This is a genomic window from Halobacillus shinanisalinarum, assembly GCF_022919835.1.
Taxonomy (GTDB): domain Bacteria; phylum Bacillota; class Bacilli; order Bacillales; family Halobacillaceae; genus Halobacillus_A; species Halobacillus_A shinanisalinarum.
The window spans coordinates 1,032,820-1,053,551 of sequence record NZ_CP095074.1 but is presented as its reverse complement, the minus strand read 5'-3'; the positions used below and the strand labels follow the sequence as shown (position 1 = coordinate 1,053,551).

General features: G+C 41.6%; 21 protein-coding genes, 1 pseudogene and 1 riboswitch. Of the genes and pseudogenes, 18 read left to right on the top strand and 4 right to left on the bottom strand.

The annotated features are described in order from the left end of the window. Positions 1-152 precede the first annotated feature (152 nt). From MUO14_RS05550 to MUO14_RS05530, 5 genes and pseudogenes are all read left to right on the top strand, one after another. Positions 153-884, top strand: a complete 732-nt coding sequence (locus MUO14_RS05550; RefSeq protein WP_244754081.1) for a WecB/TagA/CpsF family glycosyltransferase — start codon at positions 153-155, stop codon at positions 882-884. A 40-nt stretch (positions 885-924) separates the two neighbouring features. Further along, the gene (locus tag MUO14_RS05545; protein WP_244754080.1) at positions 925-2,052 is read left to right on the top strand and encodes a glycosyltransferase family 4 protein; all 1,128 of its coding nucleotides are present in this window, start codon (positions 925-927) and stop codon (positions 2,050-2,052) included. 53 nt (positions 2,053-2,105) lie between these two features. Then, on the top strand, positions 2,106-3,152 hold the full coding sequence (locus MUO14_RS05540) for a glycosyltransferase family 4 protein (protein ID WP_244754079.1): 1,047 nt from the start codon (positions 2,106-2,108) through the stop codon (positions 3,150-3,152). Between the two features lie 170 nt (positions 3,153-3,322). Continuing rightward, positions 3,323-4,081: a YveK family protein gene (locus MUO14_RS05535; protein ID WP_244754078.1), complete on the top strand. Its 759-nt coding sequence runs from the start codon at positions 3,323-3,325 to the stop codon at positions 4,079-4,081. Continuing rightward, a pseudogene (locus tag MUO14_RS05530) lies at positions 4,071-4,771 on the top strand (CpsD/CapB family tyrosine-protein kinase). Before MUO14_RS05535 ends, MUO14_RS05530 begins: the two are co-directional and overlap by 11 nt. Positions 4,772-4,969: 198 nt before the next feature. On the opposite strand, the gene MUO14_RS05525 reads toward MUO14_RS05530, so the two are convergent. Further along, positions 4,970-5,713: a glycerophosphodiester phosphodiesterase family protein gene (locus MUO14_RS05525; protein WP_244754077.1), complete on the bottom strand. Its 744-nt coding sequence runs from the start codon at positions 5,711-5,713 to the stop codon at positions 4,970-4,972. Positions 5,714-5,965: 252 nt separating this feature from the next. Here MUO14_RS05525 and MUO14_RS05520 point away from each other — a divergent pair, with 252 nt between their 5' ends. From MUO14_RS05520 to MUO14_RS05510, 3 genes are all read left to right on the top strand, one after another. Continuing rightward, positions 5,966-6,178, top strand: a complete 213-nt coding sequence (locus MUO14_RS05520; RefSeq protein WP_244754076.1) for a YkvS family protein — start codon at positions 5,966-5,968, stop codon at positions 6,176-6,178. A 47-nt stretch (positions 6,179-6,225) separates the two neighbouring features. After that, a riboswitch (cyclic di-GMP riboswitch) is annotated at positions 6,226-6,338 on the top strand. 43 nt (positions 6,339-6,381) lie between these two features. Then, positions 6,382-6,486: an anti-repressor SinI family protein gene (locus MUO14_RS05515; RefSeq protein WP_244754075.1), complete on the top strand. Its 105-nt coding sequence runs from the start codon at positions 6,382-6,384 to the stop codon at positions 6,484-6,486. A gap of 294 nt (positions 6,487-6,780) precedes the next feature. Then, the gene (locus tag MUO14_RS05510) at positions 6,781-8,043 is read left to right on the top strand and encodes a TcaA second domain-containing protein (RefSeq protein ID WP_244754074.1); all 1,263 of its coding nucleotides are present in this window, start codon (positions 6,781-6,783) and stop codon (positions 8,041-8,043) included. A gap of 44 nt (positions 8,044-8,087) precedes the next feature. Here the strand turns inward: MUO14_RS05510 and MUO14_RS05505 are convergent, their stop codons facing one another. From MUO14_RS05505 to MUO14_RS05495, 3 genes are all read right to left on the bottom strand, one after another. Next, on the bottom strand, positions 8,088-9,548 hold the full coding sequence (locus MUO14_RS05505) for an APC family permease (protein ID WP_244754073.1): 1,461 nt from the start codon (positions 9,546-9,548) through the stop codon (positions 8,088-8,090). A 366-nt stretch (positions 9,549-9,914) separates the two neighbouring features. Next, positions 9,915-10,826, bottom strand: coding sequence for an LCP family protein (locus MUO14_RS05500; RefSeq protein WP_244754072.1), 912 nt, complete (start codon positions 10,824-10,826; stop codon positions 9,915-9,917). A gap of 51 nt (positions 10,827-10,877) precedes the next feature. Next, positions 10,878-11,510 (bottom strand): YigZ family protein, encoded by a 633-nt coding sequence (locus MUO14_RS05495; protein WP_244754071.1) that lies wholly within the window; start codon positions 11,508-11,510, stop codon positions 10,878-10,880. A 167-nt stretch (positions 11,511-11,677) separates the two neighbouring features. On the opposite strand from MUO14_RS05495, the gene MUO14_RS05490 reads away from it, so the two are divergent. From MUO14_RS05490 to flgL, 10 genes are all read left to right on the top strand, one after another. Continuing rightward, positions 11,678-12,817, top strand: a complete 1,140-nt coding sequence (locus tag MUO14_RS05490) for a sensor histidine kinase (RefSeq protein WP_244754070.1) — start codon at positions 11,678-11,680, stop codon at positions 12,815-12,817. Positions 12,818-12,977: 160 nt separating this feature from the next. Next, on the top strand, positions 12,978-13,655 hold the full coding sequence (locus tag MUO14_RS05485; RefSeq protein ID WP_244754069.1) for a response regulator: 678 nt from the start codon (positions 12,978-12,980) through the stop codon (positions 13,653-13,655). Between the two features lie 171 nt (positions 13,656-13,826). Continuing rightward, complete coding sequence (locus tag MUO14_RS05480; protein ID WP_244754068.1) at positions 13,827-14,672, top strand: DegV family protein; 846 nt, start codon at positions 13,827-13,829, stop codon at positions 14,670-14,672. A gap of 106 nt (positions 14,673-14,778) precedes the next feature. Continuing rightward, positions 14,779-16,203, top strand: a complete 1,425-nt coding sequence (locus MUO14_RS05475; RefSeq protein ID WP_244754067.1) for an ATP-dependent helicase ComFA — start codon at positions 14,779-14,781, stop codon at positions 16,201-16,203. A gap of 173 nt (positions 16,204-16,376) precedes the next feature. Further along, positions 16,377-16,874, top strand: a complete 498-nt coding sequence (locus tag MUO14_RS05470) for a ComF family protein (RefSeq protein WP_244754066.1) — start codon at positions 16,377-16,379, stop codon at positions 16,872-16,874. Positions 16,875-16,940: 66 nt separating this feature from the next. After that, positions 16,941-17,363, top strand: a complete 423-nt coding sequence (locus MUO14_RS05465; protein ID WP_244754065.1) for a TIGR03826 family flagellar region protein — start codon at positions 16,941-16,943, stop codon at positions 17,361-17,363. A gap of 63 nt (positions 17,364-17,426) precedes the next feature. Next, complete coding sequence (gene flgM / locus MUO14_RS05460; RefSeq protein ID WP_244754064.1) at positions 17,427-17,696, top strand: flagellar biosynthesis anti-sigma factor FlgM; 270 nt, start codon at positions 17,427-17,429, stop codon at positions 17,694-17,696. Continuing rightward, complete coding sequence (locus MUO14_RS05455; RefSeq protein WP_244754063.1) at positions 17,650-18,195, top strand: flagellar protein FlgN; 546 nt, start codon at positions 17,650-17,652, stop codon at positions 18,193-18,195. Before flgM ends, MUO14_RS05455 begins: the two co-directional genes overlap by 47 nt. Positions 18,196-18,214: 19 nt before the next feature. Beyond that, positions 18,215-19,750 (top strand): flagellar hook-associated protein FlgK, encoded by a 1,536-nt coding sequence (gene flgK / locus MUO14_RS05450; protein WP_244754062.1) that lies wholly within the window; start codon positions 18,215-18,217, stop codon positions 19,748-19,750. Positions 19,751-19,760: 10 nt separating this feature from the next. Beyond that, positions 19,761-20,636, top strand: coding sequence for a flagellar hook-associated protein FlgL (gene flgL, locus MUO14_RS05445; RefSeq protein ID WP_244754061.1), 876 nt, complete (start codon positions 19,761-19,763; stop codon positions 20,634-20,636). Positions 20,637-20,732 lie beyond the last annotated feature (96 nt).

Sequence of the window (20,732 nt, the reverse complement as noted above, 5' to 3'; positions counted from 1 at the left end):
TCTGAAAATCTCCTTAGGTTTCGAGAATTAATTGTCGTTTTCATCCCAACCCTTTATAATAAACTTGGTACATAGTACAAGACAATAAACCACATGTTTTATTTTGTAAACTTCATATTAATTATTGTAAAAACCTAGGAAGGTGTCTTGTCATGGAAAACAATCAAGAGTATGTTGAAATTAAAGGAATTCCTTTTATAAAAGTTAGCAACCAACAGCTGTTGGATGATCATTTATACCCTGCACTTAAAGCTAAAAGGAAAACGTTTATTGTGACAGCCAATCCGGAAATTGTTATGGAAGCTGAAGATAACAATACTTATAAGCAAATTATCAAGCAGGCTGACTATGTGGTTGCGGATGGCATTGGGGTAGTTATTGGTTCAAAGTTGATAGGAAATCCGCTTCCTGAAAGAATTGCTGGTTATGATTTAATGCAACAGCTGCTTGAACGGGCAAATCAAGAGCGGCTTAGTTGTTATTTTCTTGGATCAAACGAGGTGGTCCTAGGTAAGGCAGTAGAGAATATTGCTAACATTTTTCCTGATTTAGTTGTGGCAGGAAAACATCATGGCTATTTTGACCTCGATGATGCTGCCGTTGCCGATGCCATTGAAAGAACTCAACCTGATATCATTTTTGTAGGATTAGGGTTTCCAAACCAGGAGAAATGGATACACCGTTATTATAGCCAATTTAACCACGGCTTGTTTATGGGGGTCGGTGGCAGCTTGGACGGTTTGGCTGGCTATGTCAAGCGTGCACCTAAGATCTGGCAGAAATTGAATGTAGAGTGGCTTTATAGGTTAATCAAACAACCGTCACGCTGGAAACGGATGTTACAGTTGCCGCGATTCATTTGGCATATCTTATGGAAAAAGTGACATTCTAAAAGCAAGTACGGTAGGAGAGAGGGATAAGGCTATGAAAGTTTTACACTTAAATGCAGGGAACGAAACGGGCGGCGGCATGAAGCACATCCTGTCTTTATTAAACGAATTAGACCATGATCAGGTGGTTTTAGGAGTGTTTGAAGATGGGGAAATGGTTCAGCGAGCGCAAGAGTTAGGTATTGAAACAGTGCATTTTAAACAAGCTTTCCCTTTTGATTTATCAGTTGTCTTTCAAATTAACCGTTATATTCAGCAGGAAAAGATCGATATCGTTCATACCCATGGTCCAAGAGCTAATGTATTAATGAGGTTGCTAAAGCCGAAACTTCAGATACCGTGGGTTCTTACACTCCATAGTGATCCGGACGATGACTTTATTGGTCATGGTGTAAAAGGTGAGCTGTTTACACGCCTTCACAAGCGGGCAATCCGTTCAGCTGATCACTGCATGGCTATATCTGAGCGTTTCCGTAAACGGTTGCTGCAAATGAATGTACCTAACCATAAAATTACGACCATTTATAATGGGATAGACTTTTCAAAAACGCCAGAAATGAACTGGGAACGAAAGAACTTTGGCTTTACAGAAGAAGACTTCTTAATAGCTATGGTTGCACGATTTGAACCGGTAAAACAGCATGAACTAGCCATCGAGGCGTTTGCAGCTTTTAAGCAGAGGAATGAAAATGCTCATTTACTGCTGATCGGTGATGGTACACTTGAGAATCAATTGCGTAAACTTTGCGAGAAGTTAGAAGTTGATAAAAGTGTCCATTTCTTAGGTTTCAGAAACGATGTTGGAGCCCTTCTGCCAATGGTTAATCTTACTCTCCTTACATCAAAGAGTGAAAGTTTTCCATTAGTTTTATTAGAATCAGCAAGGGCGAACGTACCTGCGGTGACGACAGATGTAGGTGGCGTCGATCAGCTGATCCCTTCCAAAGGATATGGATGGATTGTTGACCAGTCTAAGAGCGAATCAATAGCTAACGCGCTTAACCAAGCTGCTTTATTAAACGGAAGTGAGCTTCAGGTGATAGGAGAGAGATTCCGTGACTTTGCATCAAATCGTTACTCTACACAACACTTTGCTGATCAAGTGGAAAATGTATATGATTTTTTATATAAATTACCTTCTAAAATAGGGTATAATATTTGAAGATTGTCTAATAAAAAAGAAACTGGTCGTTTAAGAGTGGAAGGAGGGGCCTCATGGAGTTTCAGGCTTTTTTGTTTTGTTTTATAGCTGTAGTTCTACTTACACCTTTCATAAAGAAGCTGGCGATCACTATCGGGGCAACAGATAGCCCCGATCATCGCAAAGTCCACAAACACTTGATGCCAAGGCTAGGCGGATTAGGGATCTTCCTAAGTGTGTTGTTTGGAATAAGCTTATTTATGCCAGACAATATGTACACGTGGCCGATTATGGTCGGTGCTACGATTATTGTGGCAACCGGAGTAGTTGATGATATCTTTGGACTATCCCCTTTGTATAAATTAAGTGGACAAACACTAGCTGCAGTTATTGTAATTGTCAATGGAGTAGAAGTGGAATTCATTAATCTCCCCTACGGCGGACAGCTGGACTTTGGAATGCTAAGTTTTCCCATTACGCTTCTATGGATTGTAGGGATCACTAATGCGATAAATCTTGTTGACGGTTTGGACGGACTCGCCGCAGGCATCTCGGCCATTGCGTTATTAACGATTTCCGGCATGGCCATTACAATGGGAAATACTTTTGTTATGTTTGCTGGACTGATGATGTTTGGTGCCACCCTTGGATTTCTCATCTTCAACTTTTATCCCGCCAAAATATTTATGGGGGATACAGGAGCAATGTTTTTAGGGTTTATGATCGGAGTTTTGTCGTTACTTGGATTCAAAAATGTGACGTTATTTTCATTAGTTATCCCCATTTTAATCTTAGGTGTCCCGATTTCTGATACGATTTTTGCGATTGTTCGAAGGGCTATGACAGGGCAGCCCATCATGAAACCTGATTCTGCTCATTTACACCATAGCCTATTGAAACTTGGGTATAGTCATCCTGAAACGGTCATTATGATTTATACCATGAGTGCATTATTCAGTTTGTCGGCTGTGTTTTTCTCTCAAGCCACTCTAGTAAGTTCACTGCTTATGATGGGGATCATCCTTATCACCATAGAGTTAATGGTAGAAATAACGGGAGTAGCTGGGGAACGGTATCGTCCTATTTTAAATCGGATAGAAGCGGCTCGAAGCAAAGAGTAAGAAGATCTCAAGCTTAAAGAGATCTTTTTTTCTTTTGGTAGATAAGCCCTATGAGAAAATAAAATTATATTACCATTTAGTAAAATTTTGCTATCATTCCTTCAAATCCTGACATACTGTGATATAATGTGTATATATTTTTGAATAAGTTACATAGTGGAGGTACATCTATGGAGGAAACGATTTCTCTGAAAGAAATTTTTGAAGTGTTGAAAAAAAGAATGTGGATGATTATTGCAGTAGCTGGGGGAGCTGCCATTATTAGCGCAATCGTAACTTTATTTGTTTTAACCCCCACCTATCAGGCCTCATCTCAATTTATTGTAAATCAATCAGCAAGTCAGCAGGAAGAATCCCCTTATGATATTAACGATATACGTACGAATGTCGAGTTAATTAGTACATACAACGTTATTATTAAAAGTCCGGCTATTCTTGATCAGGTGATTGACTCAATGAACCTTGATATTTCATCGGATGCATTGAGCAATAAAATACAAGTTACAAGTGCTGAGCAGTCCCAGGTTGTTACGGTAACGGTAACTGATGAAAGTCGATCTATGGCTGTTGAGCTAGCAAATAGTACGGTTGAGACGTTCCAGCAAACCATCCCAGATCTAATGAGTGTGGATAATGTTAATATTCTCTCCCCGGCAGAAGAAGTGGAGAATCCTCAACAGGTAAGTCCTAAACCCGCACTGAACATAGCGATTGCCTTAGTTGTAGGTTTAATGGTAGGTGTCGGCTTAGCCTTCTTACTTGAATATCTTGATAATACGGTTAAGACGGAGCAGGATATTGAGAAGACATTAGGCCTTCCTTTAATGGGAGTCATTTCTACTGTTACAGAGGAAGATTTAGGTCCAGAAACGATGAATAGACAGCACAGTCGATCGTCAAAGGTAAGAGGTGAGTCCGTTGGCACGTAAATCTAGAAAGAAACAAGTTGCCATGAAGGCACGTAAAATTATTGCAAATGATAATCCGAAGTCGCCCATTGCCGAGCAATATCGTACGATTCGAGCTAATTTACAGTTTGCTTCTGTTGATAAAGAGCTGCAATCATTACTCATTACCTCAGCAGGTCCGTCAGAAGGAAAATCAATGACTGCAGCCAACATGGCAGCTGTTTTTGCACAACAAGGCAAGCGCGTTTTGTTAGTAGATGGTGATTTACGTAAACCGACGGTCCACCATTCTTTCCGTTTAAACAATACAAAAGGCTTAAGTAACTTCTTAGTTGGCCGCCAAACATTGAAAGAAACAACGCAAATGACTGCTGTCGATAATCTGGATGTATTGCCAAGTGGCCCGATTCCGCCGAACCCTTCCGAACTTCTAGGCTCAAAAGCGATGCATAAGTTAATGATGGAAGCCCGTCAGCATTACGACTTAATCATTCTCGACACCCCCCAGTTCTAGCGGTTTCCGATTCGCAAGTACTGGCAAGGGAAGTAGATGGTGTTATGTTAGTCGTACGCAGTGGCCAAACAGAATTCCAGGCAGCTGAACGTGCTAAAGAACTGCTTGACCAATCAAAAGCGAATATCCTTGGTGTCGTTTTAAACGACCGTGAGAAAAAGAATAGCAATTACTACTATTATTATGGTAATTCTTAAAAAAACGGAGCAAAGGCTCCGTTTTTTTTTAACCTTATTAACGATGATGCCAGGTTGAAGTGGAGTTCGAATTTACTTAGTTCATAATAGTTTCAAGTTAAAGTGAGCGACTTATAACTGAAGGTGGACGTTAGGAAAGTCAATTTTTGAATTAAGTACGTTAGCACGTTACTTCCAATAAAAAAACAGCACCAGCTGTTAAGGCTGATACTGTATGTAATTCGTAAATATTCCGTCTACCCCCAGTTGCTTCATTCGTCCCGTCATTTCGTGTTCATTTTCATAGAAAAAAGCGTGGCCCTCCAGGTTTAGCAATTTTAATTTAAGCAATGTGAATCGGTCATAATAGTTAGCTTCGTTACCTATTCCGTCTGCGTATGTTGCTATATGTTCCAAATTTATAGCGCTAAAAGGTTCTGAATAGAGTTTAATACGTTTGTATTTGTCGTCGATCTTCAATAAGGAAGACTTATACCAGGATTGAAACATGATGTTTTCTGTTTTGATATTGTATTTTTTAATCATATTCTGCACATCATCTTCCATTACAGGTTTATCGTTAACTACTCGGGTTTCAATATAGTATTTAACGCTATTGCCATATCTATTGAATATCTCTGATAACGTGGGCACCTCCGAACCTGCAAATTTAGGTGAAAACCAACTTCCTGCATCTAAACGTTTAACCTCTTCTAACGTTAGATCACTAATATGCCCTTTCCCATCTGTTGTTCGATCAACCGTTTGGTCATGCATTGCTACAATTCGATTGTCCTTTGTCATCCTAAGGTCAATTTCAATATAATCAGCGCCGTAATTAATGGCTTGATCATAAGCATCTATCGTGTGTTCAGGTGCAATAGTAGAAGCACCCCTGTGTGCATAAACTTCAACATCGTTAAATACATTTAAAAGGTTTAAAATCATCATTAATGTTATCATGATCTTCTAATTCATTCCCTTATTACCAAATATGGAGTGATTCGCAATATCATAGTGCGAACTGCCGAGCACATGAGTAGGCCTTGCTAAACAGTCAGTGACATGTCATAAAATGATTTAAACGAACCTGCTTAGATACTATTTCTAAAATTCATTACAAATAAATGACATTTTTGTGAAAAAGGTTGTCGAATATTGAAAGTTCATTTATGCTATAATCTATATTGTTTTTAGTTGAAAGGGGTCTTATGTGTGTTTAAAACAGATACGAAGATAGCCAATCCTGGGAACATTGTAGAATTTGAAAGAGATGAGACACTCTTCAAAGGGAAAGTCCTTCCAAGTCAATGCCAACGATCTGTTATTGTAGATTTAACGATTATGGAAAACTTTGAAGAAATTGATTTTGAATATGAACGTACTGTTGTCGCTCATGAGAATTATCGAATATTATCTAAAAAATAACTGCGTTTTAACGAACTTAGATTTATAATAGCTATATCAAATAACTTCTCCTTGAAAGGCGAACTTATTGAAAAGTAAGGACGCAAAGCTACGTATCTAACGCCTAGCCTTGTGCTGTTACATACTTCCAATAAGTGGTCATGGCCGCCGAGCTGCCTAAGGATGGATGATGGTGGGATCATTCATTGGAAAAGGTAAAGGATATGAGAAGTTTCGATACTGACTGGATAGCTTTAGTGAAGCTAGCGAGAGACATTGGTTTTAGTAAAGAAGAAATCAAACAATTTATTATGGAATACAGACAGTAACTGTTAAACAGGGCTTCTCTTAATAGAGGAGCTCTTTTTAGTTTTTGAAAAAGATCCTTGATTATTCTTGTAGAATGTGGAAATCAGCTAAGAGGAGAATCTTTAGGCATTAGGGCTGAATCACTATGTGCTATGTCAGGTTCTTTCATCGTTGAGTAGAATCCAGACAACAAGTTGAAACGCTGGCGTCCACACCTAGGGCTTAAACTAGCCGATTGAGGAAAAAATCAAAATACCACGTTGGTCGTTTTATGGTAAAATAGAATTAGTTTTTGTAAGAAAAGGGGGGATTGTGTGGGAGAGTGTCGGAAATGTGGAAGAGAAATCTCTCCTTCTCGGGAGGAATGCGAAGAATGTAGTTCAGAACAAAGAGCGAAACAGCCAGCTGAATTCGCAGAAAATCATGAGTGGTTAAATGCCAGCAATTATTATAGTGAACATGTGGAAGAACAACGATCCTATCGCAAGAGGAATTGGAGAAAGGTTTTTATTACTTTCATATCTATCGCTTTATTTATCGGGTTTGCGACAACGTTGTGGTTGTACCTTAGTAAAGTAACATCGGCTCAGCATGTGGTTCAAGAATTTGAGGAAGCTATAAATGAAGAAAATGCGAATAAGCTTGTTGATTTAATTACATTTGATCACGTGAAGCAGACATTTAATGAAGGCCAAGCAAAACTTATGATTGATTATTATCATAATAACTCTGATCAGTTTGTATCAACGCTCAGTTATTTACGTTCAGCCTCAGGCAAAAAAGAAGAGGGAACTGATTCAGAATATGCACTGCACTTACAGGATCAAGGATCACAGTGGCTTGTTTTTGATCAGTATGCTCTAGCATTAGATCCAGTTAGTGTAGAAGTGTCTTCAAATGTAAAAAATGTCAGCTTATTTCTTGATGGGGATGAGGTTGGAACACTTGTGGGAGATTCAATATATGAGTTAGCGGGCTTAACACCTGGGGGACATATTGTGAAAGGAATCGCTGACGTTGATGGTAACCAGCATGAGGAAATCATATCGATTAATACATACGAAACGTCTGATCCTATCCAATTGACTTTTGAAAACGTAAATCCTGACGTAACAGCAGAAAGTCTTTCTAAATCACTTGAGAAAGACTTAAAGAAAGCGATCGCTGAGCATGTGGAACAGTACATTGCTGCATATGAATCGAAGGACATAGCTGAGTTTAAAAGGATGAAAAGTGAAGAGTACTTGGAGAGTGCTCAGAATCACATAGAAGATCTTGAAGCAATGGGAGAAAATTTTGCGGGTGAAGTAACTGAAATCGTCTACGATACGGGCAGTATGAAACTAACAAGCGGGGAAGAGGAACGCCCGTTCACTTCAAGTTTGTATGTTTCGTTCACGTTTAATTCTGGCTATTATCATGATGACGAAGAGCCTTCAGATATGGTGAAAGAGGAAGAGACATTTATTTGGAATTATAATCTAACCTATGATGGGGCCGAAGCTATGTGGTTTATTACATCGGGGAAGCCTGTATCATCTATGGAAACTGAAGAAACAGAAGTTGTTGAATTTTAACAAAAAGAAGACTCACCTTCTCGTAATGGTGAGTCTTCTTCGATCTACAATTCTTCTTTCCCAAGAATGAGGTAGTTCATTTCTTTTTCATCAATTTTGTTATATCGTGGGGCATTAACAAGATAGAAAACAATTCCAAATACTACCCATATTCCTAAGGCAATGTAAGATTCTTTACCGAGTGAAGCGGGCGACTGTGGAAGTAATAATAGGATGAGAAATCCTATGGAACTGATCATTCCGATTAAGGATAGTAATTTTTTACCTGGTGCAACAGTACTTGCGGAATGTTTGTCAGGTTGTTTGTCTGACCACTTAAAGATCTTGTATGCAGTAGCTGTGCAGAAAAAGTAAGCTATAGCAACGCCAGTTGAAGACATATCAACGACCCAGAGCAGTGCTTGCCTGCCAAACCATGGGGCAATCAGACAAACAGCTAAAGTAAACAAAATCCCCACATATGGAGTTTGGTATTTTTTATGAAGTTTACGGAAAGCATTTGGTAAAATTCGTGCACGTCCCATTGCAAAGGTTAAACGGCTAGATGAAATAATGAACCCGTTAAGGCCGGTGAAAATCCCCATAATGACAGCGATAGCGATGACAAATACGCCTGTTCTGCCCATATAGCTCTCAATGGCATCACCGGTGCCCCATACAGAATTCTGAGATTCTATTTGTGCGAGAAGATCTTGCCATGGCATCGTACTTGCCGTAACGATGATCATGATTGCATAAGCTATCCCTGCTGCGAGTAGTGACCAAATAATAAGTCCAAACGCTTTATTTGCTTCGAATTTAAATTCTTCTGCCGCTTGGGGAATGTTATCGAATCCTACATAAGCAAACGGTGCGATCGCGAGTATCGTTAATATGGAGGCGATTGCCGTTTGATTAGGGAGAAAAGCCGGGGATAAGTTTGATAAACTCGGCCCTTCAGAAAAAATGGCGCCACCAGCAAGCAATAAGATTCCGAAAATAAGAATCATACTAAAAACAAATTGTGTTCGTCCTGAGAAGCTGGTTCCGCGAATATTTAGTAATGCAAAAACAATTAATGCTGCACTTGCAATTAAAACCTGAATAATGGAAACATCATAACCTGCAACAGTATAGAGGTTTCCGGTTCGAACAAAATCAGGAAATAGAAATTTAGCTAACAGAGCAAGGGCTGAAGCATTTAACGCAACGATACAGATGTACCCAAGTGTCAAAAACCAACCTGCTAAAAAGGCAAAGCTTCTGCCAAACCCTATATAAGCATATGAAAATTCTCCGCCTGTTACCGGAAACTTTTCAATTAGAAAACCATAACTTACTCCAATGATCATCATAAGAATAGCACCGAGTAATATCCCGATCACAACACCTAGGGGCCCAGCTTGACCAATCCAATCCGGGGGCAGCACAAAAGCTCCCCAGCCGATTGCGGAACCAAAAGCAATTGCCCAGACCCAGTGTGGTTTTAATGAACGTTGTAATTTTTGTCTTTCCCGTTTAGCCATAAACGAATAAAGCCTCCTAAAAATATCTAAATATAATTTCTAATAACAACAGATTCTTACATTATTCTATACAATAATTCTTATGTCACTCATCCTTTACATAATCGTGAGTATTTCTTCTATATACACTTTCCAGCTCCAATCTAAACATAAAAACCTACTTCATGAATGACATAAGAAGTAGGTTTGGCTATCTTATCTGAAAAAAGTCATTTATTTTGACGATATTTCCCGGGGAATAACTAGATTATTGTAGGGAATTGTTGTTGGGGGTCTCCTTATCTTCCCCAGCAAAAGAACTGCTGTCATTGGATAGTTCGTTAACACCCAAATGAGCTTGTATGGTATTCTGGATATTGAGCAGGCTCATTTGATGAACTTGGTAGTACCAACCACCGTTAATATATCCCCCTCACCGTCGAGTTGCATTTCCTCAAAATTCAGCCCGTCTTGCTGGAGGATATAATCTTTATAGGCAGTCATTTCAGAAAAGGTTAGGTTCGTCTTTAAGTTGTTGCCGATGGAATTAATGACATCACCATAATTGGTTATGGAACCTACTTGTGATGCTTTTTCAATAATAGCCTCAATCATTTCCATTTGACGTTGCCCGCGTGCTAAATCACTGTCATATTGTCGAGAGCGAACAAGAGCTAAGGCTTCTTCTCCTGATACAGTCTGGTAGCCTTCCTCAAGGTGGATGGCTTTTCCTTCATCTTCACTATTTTGCTCTGTTAGTTCAAAAGGAACATCAAACTTTACACCGCCGAGTGAATTAATCACTTCAATAAATGAATTAAAATTGAGTCGTACATAATAATCCACAGGAACATCTAAAAAGTTCTCAACTGTTTTTACTGTGGCATCGGTTCCGCCGAAAGCGTGAGCATGTGTGATTTTATCCTGATATCCGACTTCTGGAATGTACACGTAAGAGTCACGAGGAATACTTAGTAATTTAACAGATTTTTTCTCATTATTAAATGTAGCTAACACTAAGGCATCCGACCTGCTTGTATGGCCTTGAGGATTGCCATTGGAGCGTGTATCGCTGTCATCGACCCCTATAAATAATATCGAAGTGTTATCAAACTCTGGCTGAACTTTAGTGTTCCGCATGTCTGACTTTACGCCTCGTTCGAGTGACTGGTGGGATTCATTGGCGGCTTGACGGGCTTTATCGGTTAGAAAAGCTGCATATCCAACCGCTGCGCCCACAAATACAAGAAGGACTGCCGCCAGCGACCATAAAATTATTTTTAGTTTTTTACTTCTCATAATACTCTTCCCCTTTGAATCACAATAAACTGGCCACTTTAAGAACGTATGCTATAGGGACGTTTCCATATAACTGCATTCGCCTTGTATAATATCAGCTTGGCCACTCGTTAAATCAGTTATCCAAGTTTCAAAGGCATCCGTTCTATTTGTTTCTACTTTTACGTCTATTTCGACCTTCTCCAAATAATGAATCGTATCCATATAGTAAGAAGAATTTCGTATTTCATTTTCAAGCTTTCCGAGCATTGAGTAGTCAACGGTAACTTTGATTGTGTATGTTAAATGTCGTTTAACAAGACCAGTTGTTTTGATAGCTTCTGAAACTGCACTTGAGTAGGCACGAATTAAACCACCTGCTCCGAGTTTAATTCCTCCAAAATATCGTGTGACGACAACAGCTGTATCCTTTAGCTCCATCTTTTTAAGGACTTCAAGCATCGGTACTCCGGCTGTTCCACTAGGTTCGCCATCATCGTTAGCTTTCTGTATCAAGTCATGCTCTCCTATCATATAAGCGGAACAGTTATGATTGGCATCGTTATATTTCTTTTTGATAGATTGAATGAAATTTCGAGCTTCTTCTTCCGATTCACAACGCTTCACATGTCCAATGAAACGTGACTTTTGGATGGTGATTTCTTCTGATCCTTCGGGGTTTACTGTATAATAGCTTTCTAACATAGGTTTAATTGAACCTCCTAAGCTATTATTATATAACGTTTTTATAGGTAGGAGCAAATGTATATATATGAAGAATATAGAAAAAAATTAGGTTTTTACGGATAACCCCCATAAATTGACTTAGGTCAATCGAATGATTATGTGAATATTGATGAAGGAGATTTGTTATGAACGAGATGGAATCTGGGGATAAAGCACTTGACTTTATTATCAGGGAAATGGTCGACACTGTAACGAATAGTAAGGATGAAATTTTCCAGATTGGTGAAGACTCCCGAGGCGAGTTCGAGAAGCTTAATAAAGAGTTACTCGAAATTAAGAAACAGGTCACGGGCTTGATTGATGAAGGAGACGAACTTGAACAAAGAGTTCGTTTATCCAGAATACGCCTCTCGGAGGTTAGCAAGCAATTTCAACAGTATTCAGAAGAAGAGATCCGAAAAATTTACGAACAAACCCATTCCTTGCAAATGGATTTATCCATGACAAGGGAGAAAGAGAAGCAGCTTAGAGAACGACGTCATGAAATAGAACGTCGCCTCCGTAACTTGGATGATACGATTCAGCGTGCAGAAGCTTTAGCGGGTAAAATTTCTATCGTGTTAAATTATTTAACCGAAGATTTCAAACATGTTTCTGATGCTCTAGCATCCGCTAAAGAGAAGCAGGAGTTTGGTTTGCAAATTATTGAAGCACAAGAAGAAGAACGCCGGAGGCTCTCACGGGAAATCCATGATGGTCCTGCGCAGATGCTGGCCAATGTTATGCTTCGCTCTGATCTTGTTGAGCGGACGTTCAATGAGCGGGGGATTAACGAAGCTCTTTCTGAGATGAAGAATGTTCGTAAACTTGTACGTTCGGCCCTTTACGAGGTGCGCCGTATCATTTATGACCTTCGTCCAATGACTTTGGATGACCTGGGTCTAGTTCCAACACTTAAGAAATACTTGGCAACAACCGAAGAGTATAATAACATCAAGATTTCCTTTACATTGATTGGGGAAGAGCGCAGGCTTGAAGGGAAGTATGAGGTGGCATTATTTCGTCTGATCCAGGAGGCGGTCCAAAACGCAGTCAAGCATGCAGAACCTTCTGTGATTCAAGTAGCCTTTGAGATGAAACCTCAGAACACGAACATTTTGATTAAAGATGATGGGAAGGGCTTTGACCCGACTATAAAAAAAGAAAAATCCTTTGGCCTCATGGGTATGCGTGAACGTGTAGACATGGTAAATGGAGATCTAAACATAGATTCTTCACCAGGTGAAGGGACCATCGTCACGATTCGAATTCCTATTACTAGTTAAATTCTAAATCAACTATGTAAAAAGACTTGAATCGTTTATAATAGGATATAGGATTAGGGTAATGACCGATAAACATAATAAAAAGAGAAAAATTAGAGACGATCTTCATTCTATTAAATGGAAGAAGAGGAATCGAATGTATTCATTAGGAGGAAGATTCATGGCGACTAGAATAGTCTTGATTGATGATCATAAATTGTTTCGTGAAGGTGTAAAACGTATCCTCGATTTTGAGTCAAGCTTTGAGGTAGTGGCTGAAGGTGATGACGGTAATGTGGCCCTTGAGCTAATTGAGAGGCATAACCCAGATATCGTTCTTATGGATATTAACATGCCGAGCATGAATGGTGTGGAAGCAACAGCTGAACTCACAAGTCGATATTCTGACTTAAAGATCATTATTTTGTCTATTCATGACGACGAGAATTACGTAACACATGCATTAAAAACAGGCGCCCAGGGCTATTTGCTTAAAGAAATGGATTCGGAAGCTCTGATTGATGCGATTAAAGTCGTTAGCGAAGGCGGTTCCTATTTACACCCTAAAGTTACACATAATTTAGTTGCTGAATACCGCCGACTCTCTGAAACGAAGGAAGGCAATGCTTACCGTGCCGTTGAGTACAGAAAGCCACTTCATCTTTTAACACGTCGAGAATGTGAAGTGCTGCAACTTCTAGCTGATGGGAATAGTAACCGTGGTGTTGCGGAATCGTTATATATTAGTGAAAAAACGGTTAAAAACCACGTTAGTAATATTTTGCAGAAAATGAATGTAAACGACCGTACCCAAGCTGTGGTAACTGCGATTAAGAATGGCTGGGTGGAAGTTGTTTAATTAATTGATGAATAGAAGCTCTGAAGATAACGTTCTTCGGGGCTTCTTTTTTCTTGTTTATGATTATATATTGTTGGTGCAAATGAATATTCATTCATGTAAAATATAGAGTACAGAATAGACAAGCATACATACATGTATTTTAATACTGGGATAAGGAGGTAGATTCCTATGAAAACCGCGATACTGACTGATAGTACGGCTTATATACCTAGGGATATCCGGCAGGCTAGTCAAATTCACATGGTGCCGTTAAATGTGATCTTTGGTTATGAGTCCTATCAGGAAGAAGTTGATATTACTACTGAAGATTTCTATGATATGGTCAAAGAAAATCAGGAACTACCAAAGACCTCCCAGCCATCTCTCGGGCTGATGACGGAAAAGTTAGAGGAGCTGGCTCGTGATTATGATGCTGTCGTAGCGATTCACTTATCTAGCGGAATTAGTGGAACGTATGAAGGGATGATAGCTGCTGGGAACATGGTTGAGGATATTAATGTCCATGTGTTTGACTCGGAAATCAGCTGCTTGATGCAAGGTTTTTATGCGCTTGAAGCGGCTGAGCTGGCAAGCAATGGCGGTACACCTGAACAGATTATCAATCGTCTTCAGGAAATGAGGTCGTCCATGCATGCTTACTTTATGGCCGATGATTTAAGCCACTTGCACCGAGGTGGGAGGCTGAATGGTGCTCAAGCTTTTGTCGGCAGTCTACTGCAGGTGAAGCCCGTTCTTCATTTTGTTGATACAAAAATTGTTCCGTTTGAAAAAATTCGCACACGCAAAAAGGCGCTCAAACGTATCCTCACGCTCTTTGAAGAAGATATTAATCGTGAAGGCACATTTCAGGCAAGTGTCATTCACGCTAATCGTCCTCAGGAAGCCCAACAAATTAAACAAGCCATCGAAGAGCAGTTTGATCACGTGGAAGTGACTATCAGTTATTTCGGCCCCGTCATCGGCACTCATCTCGGTGAGGGTGCGATGGGTATTGGTTGGTATAAGAAATCTTAAGCTGATCTGTTTGTGAGATTCAAGACCCCACTTGACGTGGGGTCGCTAGACTTTAAAATCGAACGTTTTGTTCCCCGCTTTATAAAAAAATAGGAAGGTGATCACTTTGCCTCAACTAGTTTCTACACGAAAAAATTCCTCTCCCTCACCGCCTGGCACGCTACAAATCATTCCAGAACAGGCTCCCCACAAATGGATCACAGGTAAACTTCTCACTCGTCAAGAAATTCCTTTATTAGATGAAGAATTTACAGCATTAGTTACAGAAGGTCAAGTTCAAAAAGTCTTATCGATTGAAAAGCAGCGTTCAGGTTATGTTTGCCGTCGGTGCGGCAATGATAAGAGCTATTTGTTTGCGGCTATGCCACATTTAGCTTGTCAAAAAGAGTGTGTGTACTGCCGAAACTGTATTATGATGGGACGTGTGCTTGAATGTGAGCCGCTCTATCTTGGCAGTCCTCACTATCCTTGGCCGGCTATCGAAGAACTCTGTGCTTGGGAAGGGGAGCTTACGTCTAGCCAAAAAAGGGCTGCAGATGAAATCGTTGCTACTATTTCCAAGGGGAATAGTGAGCTGCTCGTTTATGCCGTCTGTGGGGCGGGAAAAACAGAGATGCTTTTTCCTGGAATAGCGGCTGCACTGAAGCATGGACAAAGGGTTTGTATCGCTACACCCCGAACGGATGTTGTCCGGGAACTGGCCCCCAGACTGAAACTGGCTTTCCCAATCGTCTCCATTCAAGCTTTGTATGGAGATAGTGAGGAAAAGCTTGGTGATGCACAGCTTCTGCTGTCAACTACACACCAACTTTACCGGTTTGCTTATGCATTTGATGTAATGATTATAGATGAAATTGATGCCTTTCCTTATCACAACGATTCCTCCCTCCAATTTGCTTCGGAACGCGCAGCAAAGCATGATGCGTCCCTTGTCTATTTAACAGCAACTCCAAGGGCAAAGGAGAAAAAGCGTATCAAGCGTAAACAACTTCCTGCTGTCTTCATTCCCAAACGTTTCCATGGTTATCCGCTTCCTGTTCCCCAGTTAAAACTTAGTCCCCTCCTGCGAAAAAAGTTAGCTAGCCAAACGCTCCCTCAACCAATTTTTCAATTGATTCGTTCTCAACAGCTTGGGGGCAGGCAGCTTCTGTTATTTACTTCAACCATTGAGTATGCTCATTTAGTTACTGACATCTTAAAGCCGATGTATCCCGAGATTACTTCGGTTCATGCAGAGGACCCTGAGCGTGAAGAGAAGGTGCGTGCGTTTCGAGATCAAGCCTATCGGATATTAGTGACAACGACGATTTTAGAGCGAGGCGTGACGTTTCCCTCTGTAGACGTATATGTTCTTGATGCGGGCCATGTTGTGTTTGATGAAGCGGCTCTCGTGCAGATCGCTGGGCGGGCGGGGCGCAGTCATGAGGACCCGACCGGGGATGTGTTCTTTTTTCACATTGGTAAAACGAATGCGATGCTTGATGCGCAGGAAGCGATTATTAAAATGAATCGATTGGGGCAGCAATCATGAGATGCCTGATTTGCGTAGAAGAAATCGTCCCAAAAGTGGGATGGAGTCAGTTTTTGCTTCCCCAGAGAAGAATCAATCTGTGTGAGGTGTGTTCAGCAAGATTAGCAAGAATCGATCAGGCTGGTTGCTCGAAGTGTGGTCGTGTGGATGCAGAAGGAGTCTGTCATGATTGTGTGCGCTGGGAACAGTCGGAGCAGTATGCGGGGTGCTTAGAGAAGAATGTTTCGGTGTATACGTACAATGAGTTTGCCAGGGAGGTTGTTGCGAGGTGGAAGTATAGGGGGGACTTTATACTGGTTGAGGCCTTTGCTGAAGCTTTACAGACGACGTATCATCAGCACTTCCAGGATGTGGGTGCGGATCTGGTGGCGATTCCGCTTAGTGGGCAGCGGATTCAGGAGCGGGGGTTTAATCAATCGGACGCAATTATTGCTCAGCTCGGGTTTGAGGCTGTCGACTTTTTTACGAGAAAGGGTAGTGAGAAGCAGTCGAAGCGGGGGCGAAGGGAGCGGGTGTCGTCGGAGAATCCGTTTGTGTTGGTGGGGGAACCGAGGAAGCCTGTGCTGTTGGTCGATGATATTTATACGACGGGGATGACGGTGCGGCATTTGGCGTCGTTGCTTAAGGGGCATGGTTGTCCGGCGGTTTATTCGTTGACACTTTTTCGTTAGTACATCTTTGGAATATGGGATGTTTGCCGATATAATAATAAAAGAGAGGTATAGGGGGATTTGGTGATGGCTGAGTTGGCGAATTGTCCGAGGTGTTATGGATTGTATATCAAGGGTTCGGCTTTGGTTTGTCAAAATTGTTTGAAGCAGGAGGAGCGCGATTTCCAAACAGTTTATGCGTTTATGCGGAAGAAGCAGAATCGGACGGCGAATGTCAGGGAGATTGTTGAGGAGACGGGTGTTGATGAGAGGACGATTCGCGGTTTCGTGAAGTCAAAGCGTCTGCATCCAGCTCAGTTTCCGCAATTAACGTATGATTGCTCGAAGTGTGGGGCGCAAATTCGTGAGGGTCGTCTGTGTGAGAGCTGTACCAATGAGCTTCAGGACGGGGTTCGAAAGCAGGGGGAAATTGATCAGCTGAGTGAACGAAATAGGAAGGACGATATGGGTCAGGTGACTTATTATACGGTGAAGCGGGATAAAGTCTAAACTTATTTGGTGGATATCCGATATATAGGGTAGCGATTTTAAATGGCGGAAGAGGTGAATGAAATGAAGATCAATGGTCCAAACCATTCTAATTTTAATCCTTATAAGAAGCATGTGAATCAGCAGGCTGATGTTCAAAGGCAAAAGCAGAGTAAGCAGGATAAGGTCGAAATTTCACACCAGGGAAAGGCATTGCATGAATCAGAGCAGAAGAGCTCGGCACGTCAGAAGTATGTGGATGAGATTAAGGCCGCTGTGAAGGATGGCAAGTATCAGGTGGATCCGAATGCAACAGCGAAGAAAATGGTTAATTTCTGGTCGAACAAGGGATAAAGGAGGATGGGCCGTGAACATCGATAGCATCGTAGATCAAATGGAGCGTTTGAAGCAGCTTCATGAAAGTTTGTTAACCGTTTCGAATAACAAGACTGAGGCATTGAAATCGAATGACACGGAAGCGTTGCAAGGGATTCTTGCTCAGGAGCGAAAGCATGTTCAAGCGATTAACAGCTTAGAGAAGAAGCGGTTGGCGGTCGTTGCTGAGTGGTCTGTGGCGGCAGGTTTTACTCATGGGGATCCGACGGTTTCTGACATATTGGATGTTGTTGAAGGGGCGGAACGGGAGCGGCTTCAAGAAACGTATGATTCCTTTATTATCGTGCTTGCTGATTTGAAACAGCAGGAAGTGTTAAATGCGGAGCTGACGAAGCAGTCGTTACAGTTTATCCATGTATCATTAGATTTACTGCAGCCGTCGCTAAGTCAGATGAACTACGGCAAGCCTGCGGGAACTGAGGGGCAGAAGCGGCCGGTATTCGATTCGAAAGCTTAAGAAAAAGAGGAGAATTTATATGGTTTCAACCTTTCATGGTTTAGAAGTGGCTAAGCGTGGTTTATTTACGCAGCAATCGGCTTTATATACAACAGGGCACAATATTTCCAATGCGAATACACCCGGCTATACACGCCAGCGCGTCAATTTTGAACAGACGGGTCCGTTCCCGGCGGCTTCACGGAATCGTCCTGAGATTCCAGGGCAGATGGGGAGCGGTGTACAGGCTGGTTCGATTGAACGGGTGCGTGTGGGTTTTCTGGATGATCAATTTCGCGGTGAAAATAGTAAAACGGGTTACTATGAAGCACGTTCTGATGCGTTTGGCAGGTTGGAATCATTAATGAATGAGCCGTCTGATAGTGGATTAGCTAAGACGATGGATCGTTTTTGGCAATCGTTACAGGACCTGTCTGTTAATCCGCAAAATTCGGGTGCTCGTGATGTTGTTGTTCAGCGAGGACAGGCTGTAGCCGAAACGTTCAATTATTTATCAAATACACTACATAGAATGCAGAATGATATAAAAACGGAAGTGGGCGTAACAACGAAAGAGGTGAACTCGTTATCAAATCAAATTAATCATTTGAATAAGCAAATTGCTGAAGTAGAGCCGCATGGTTATGTGCCGAATGATTTGTATGATGAGCGGGACCGTTTGATTGATCAGCTTTCAGGGATTGTGACGATTGATGTTTCCTATGAGGATACCCCTCGTTCTGCTGATCCACTTGCGATGGGAAAAGCGACGATTTCATTAGTGGGGAGTAATGGTCAGGCCTTGGCTCCTACGCTTGTAGATGGTGCAACGAACAGTGTGAATGAGGTGAAAGTTGACTATCCTAACGATGGAACGCCGGTTGCTGAGTCGATTTCTATCGGTGATCGCTCTTATGATGTGGAAGATTTTTCACAAGGGAAGTTGAAGGGGTTAGTTGAATCTGGTGGTTACATGAGCGGAGGCAAAGCTAAAGGAACGTATGAGCAAATGGTTTATGACCTTGATAAAATGGCGACCGCTTATGCAACCGCGATGAATACGGTTCAAAAGGGTGGAGAGTCATTGAATTCGATGGAAGATGGGACAGAGCCTCCGAATTTCTTTTTCGTAGATGATACGCTCGATACGGATGAAGCGGGAGTCGTGCGCGGGCTTGCAGGTTCACTTGATGTAACGGATGCGGTGAAAGCGGATGCCGATCATATTGCTGCAGCGAATTCGGAACTTGCCGGGAATGGCGGGAATGCCCTTGACTTAGCCAATGTGTTGGATGAGCCTGCCGCTATGTTAGGTGAAGAAACGTCAGTGGGCACCTTTTATGAATCGATGATCGGAACTATGGCGGTAGAAGCGCAAGAAGCCTATCGGATGCAGAGTAACTCTGCGACGTTGAAGGCGTCTGTCAATCAGCAGCGTCAATCGGTGAGCGCGGTCTCCTTGGATGAAGAAATGACGAATATGATTAAATTCCAACATGCTTATAATGCGGCGGCTCGGAATATTACCGTTGTTGATGAAATGCTTGATCGCATCATTAATCAAATGGGAAGGTAGGTGAGTGATCATGCGTGTTACCCAAGGAATGCTAACGAATAATATGCTTCGTAACCTCAGTAATAGCTATAGCCAGCTGGGGAAATATCAGGAACAGCTTTATACCGGGAAGAAAATTAGTCAGCCGTCGGACGATCCAGTTGTAGCGATGAAAGGGATCAATTATCGTTCACAGCTGACAGAGGTGCAGCAGTATAAGCGCAATATTGGGACAGTGCATAACTGGATGGACAGTAGTGACGCAGCATTGGATAAAGCAACAAAAGCGATGCAGCGGATTCGTGAGCTCACCGTCCAGGCGAGTAATGGTACATATGAAGATGGTCAGCGTGAAAATATTGCCAAAGAGATTCGGCAGTTGAAGGAGCATTTAGGCACGATCGCCAATACGAAGGTCAATGACAAGTATATTTTTAACGGAGCGAACACGACGGAAGCTCCTGTGAATATGGAAGATTTTACGGTTGATAGTGAGGCGACGCCTGTTAAAATTGAAGTCTCAGCCGGGGTGAAAATACAGGTGAATGTTGATCCTGAGCCTGTTTTTGAACAGGAACTTTTTGATGACATTGAAGCGTTTGCCAATGCGTTGGAAGGTGATAGTAGTGATGAAGAGCTCGGTGATTACCTGGAAACGTTTGATAAGCATATCAATGACATTATTAATGAGCGAGCTGATTTAGGTGCACGGATGAATCGTGTCGACCTGATTGAAGATCGGATTCATGCACAGGAAGTTAGCGCAACGAAGATGATGTCAGACAATGAAGATGCCGATATTGAAAAAGTAATTACGAACTTAAAAACGCAAGAAAGTATTCATCGGGCGGCGCTTGGAGTAGGATCACGGATTATTCAGCCTACGTTGATGGACTTTCTAAGATAGGGCTGTCTCTTCAGGGGGCAGCCTCGTTTTATAGAGTGGAGACGTTCGGTGTTGGCACAGGACAGGACTTGCCGACTTTAATCGAACTTCCTTATA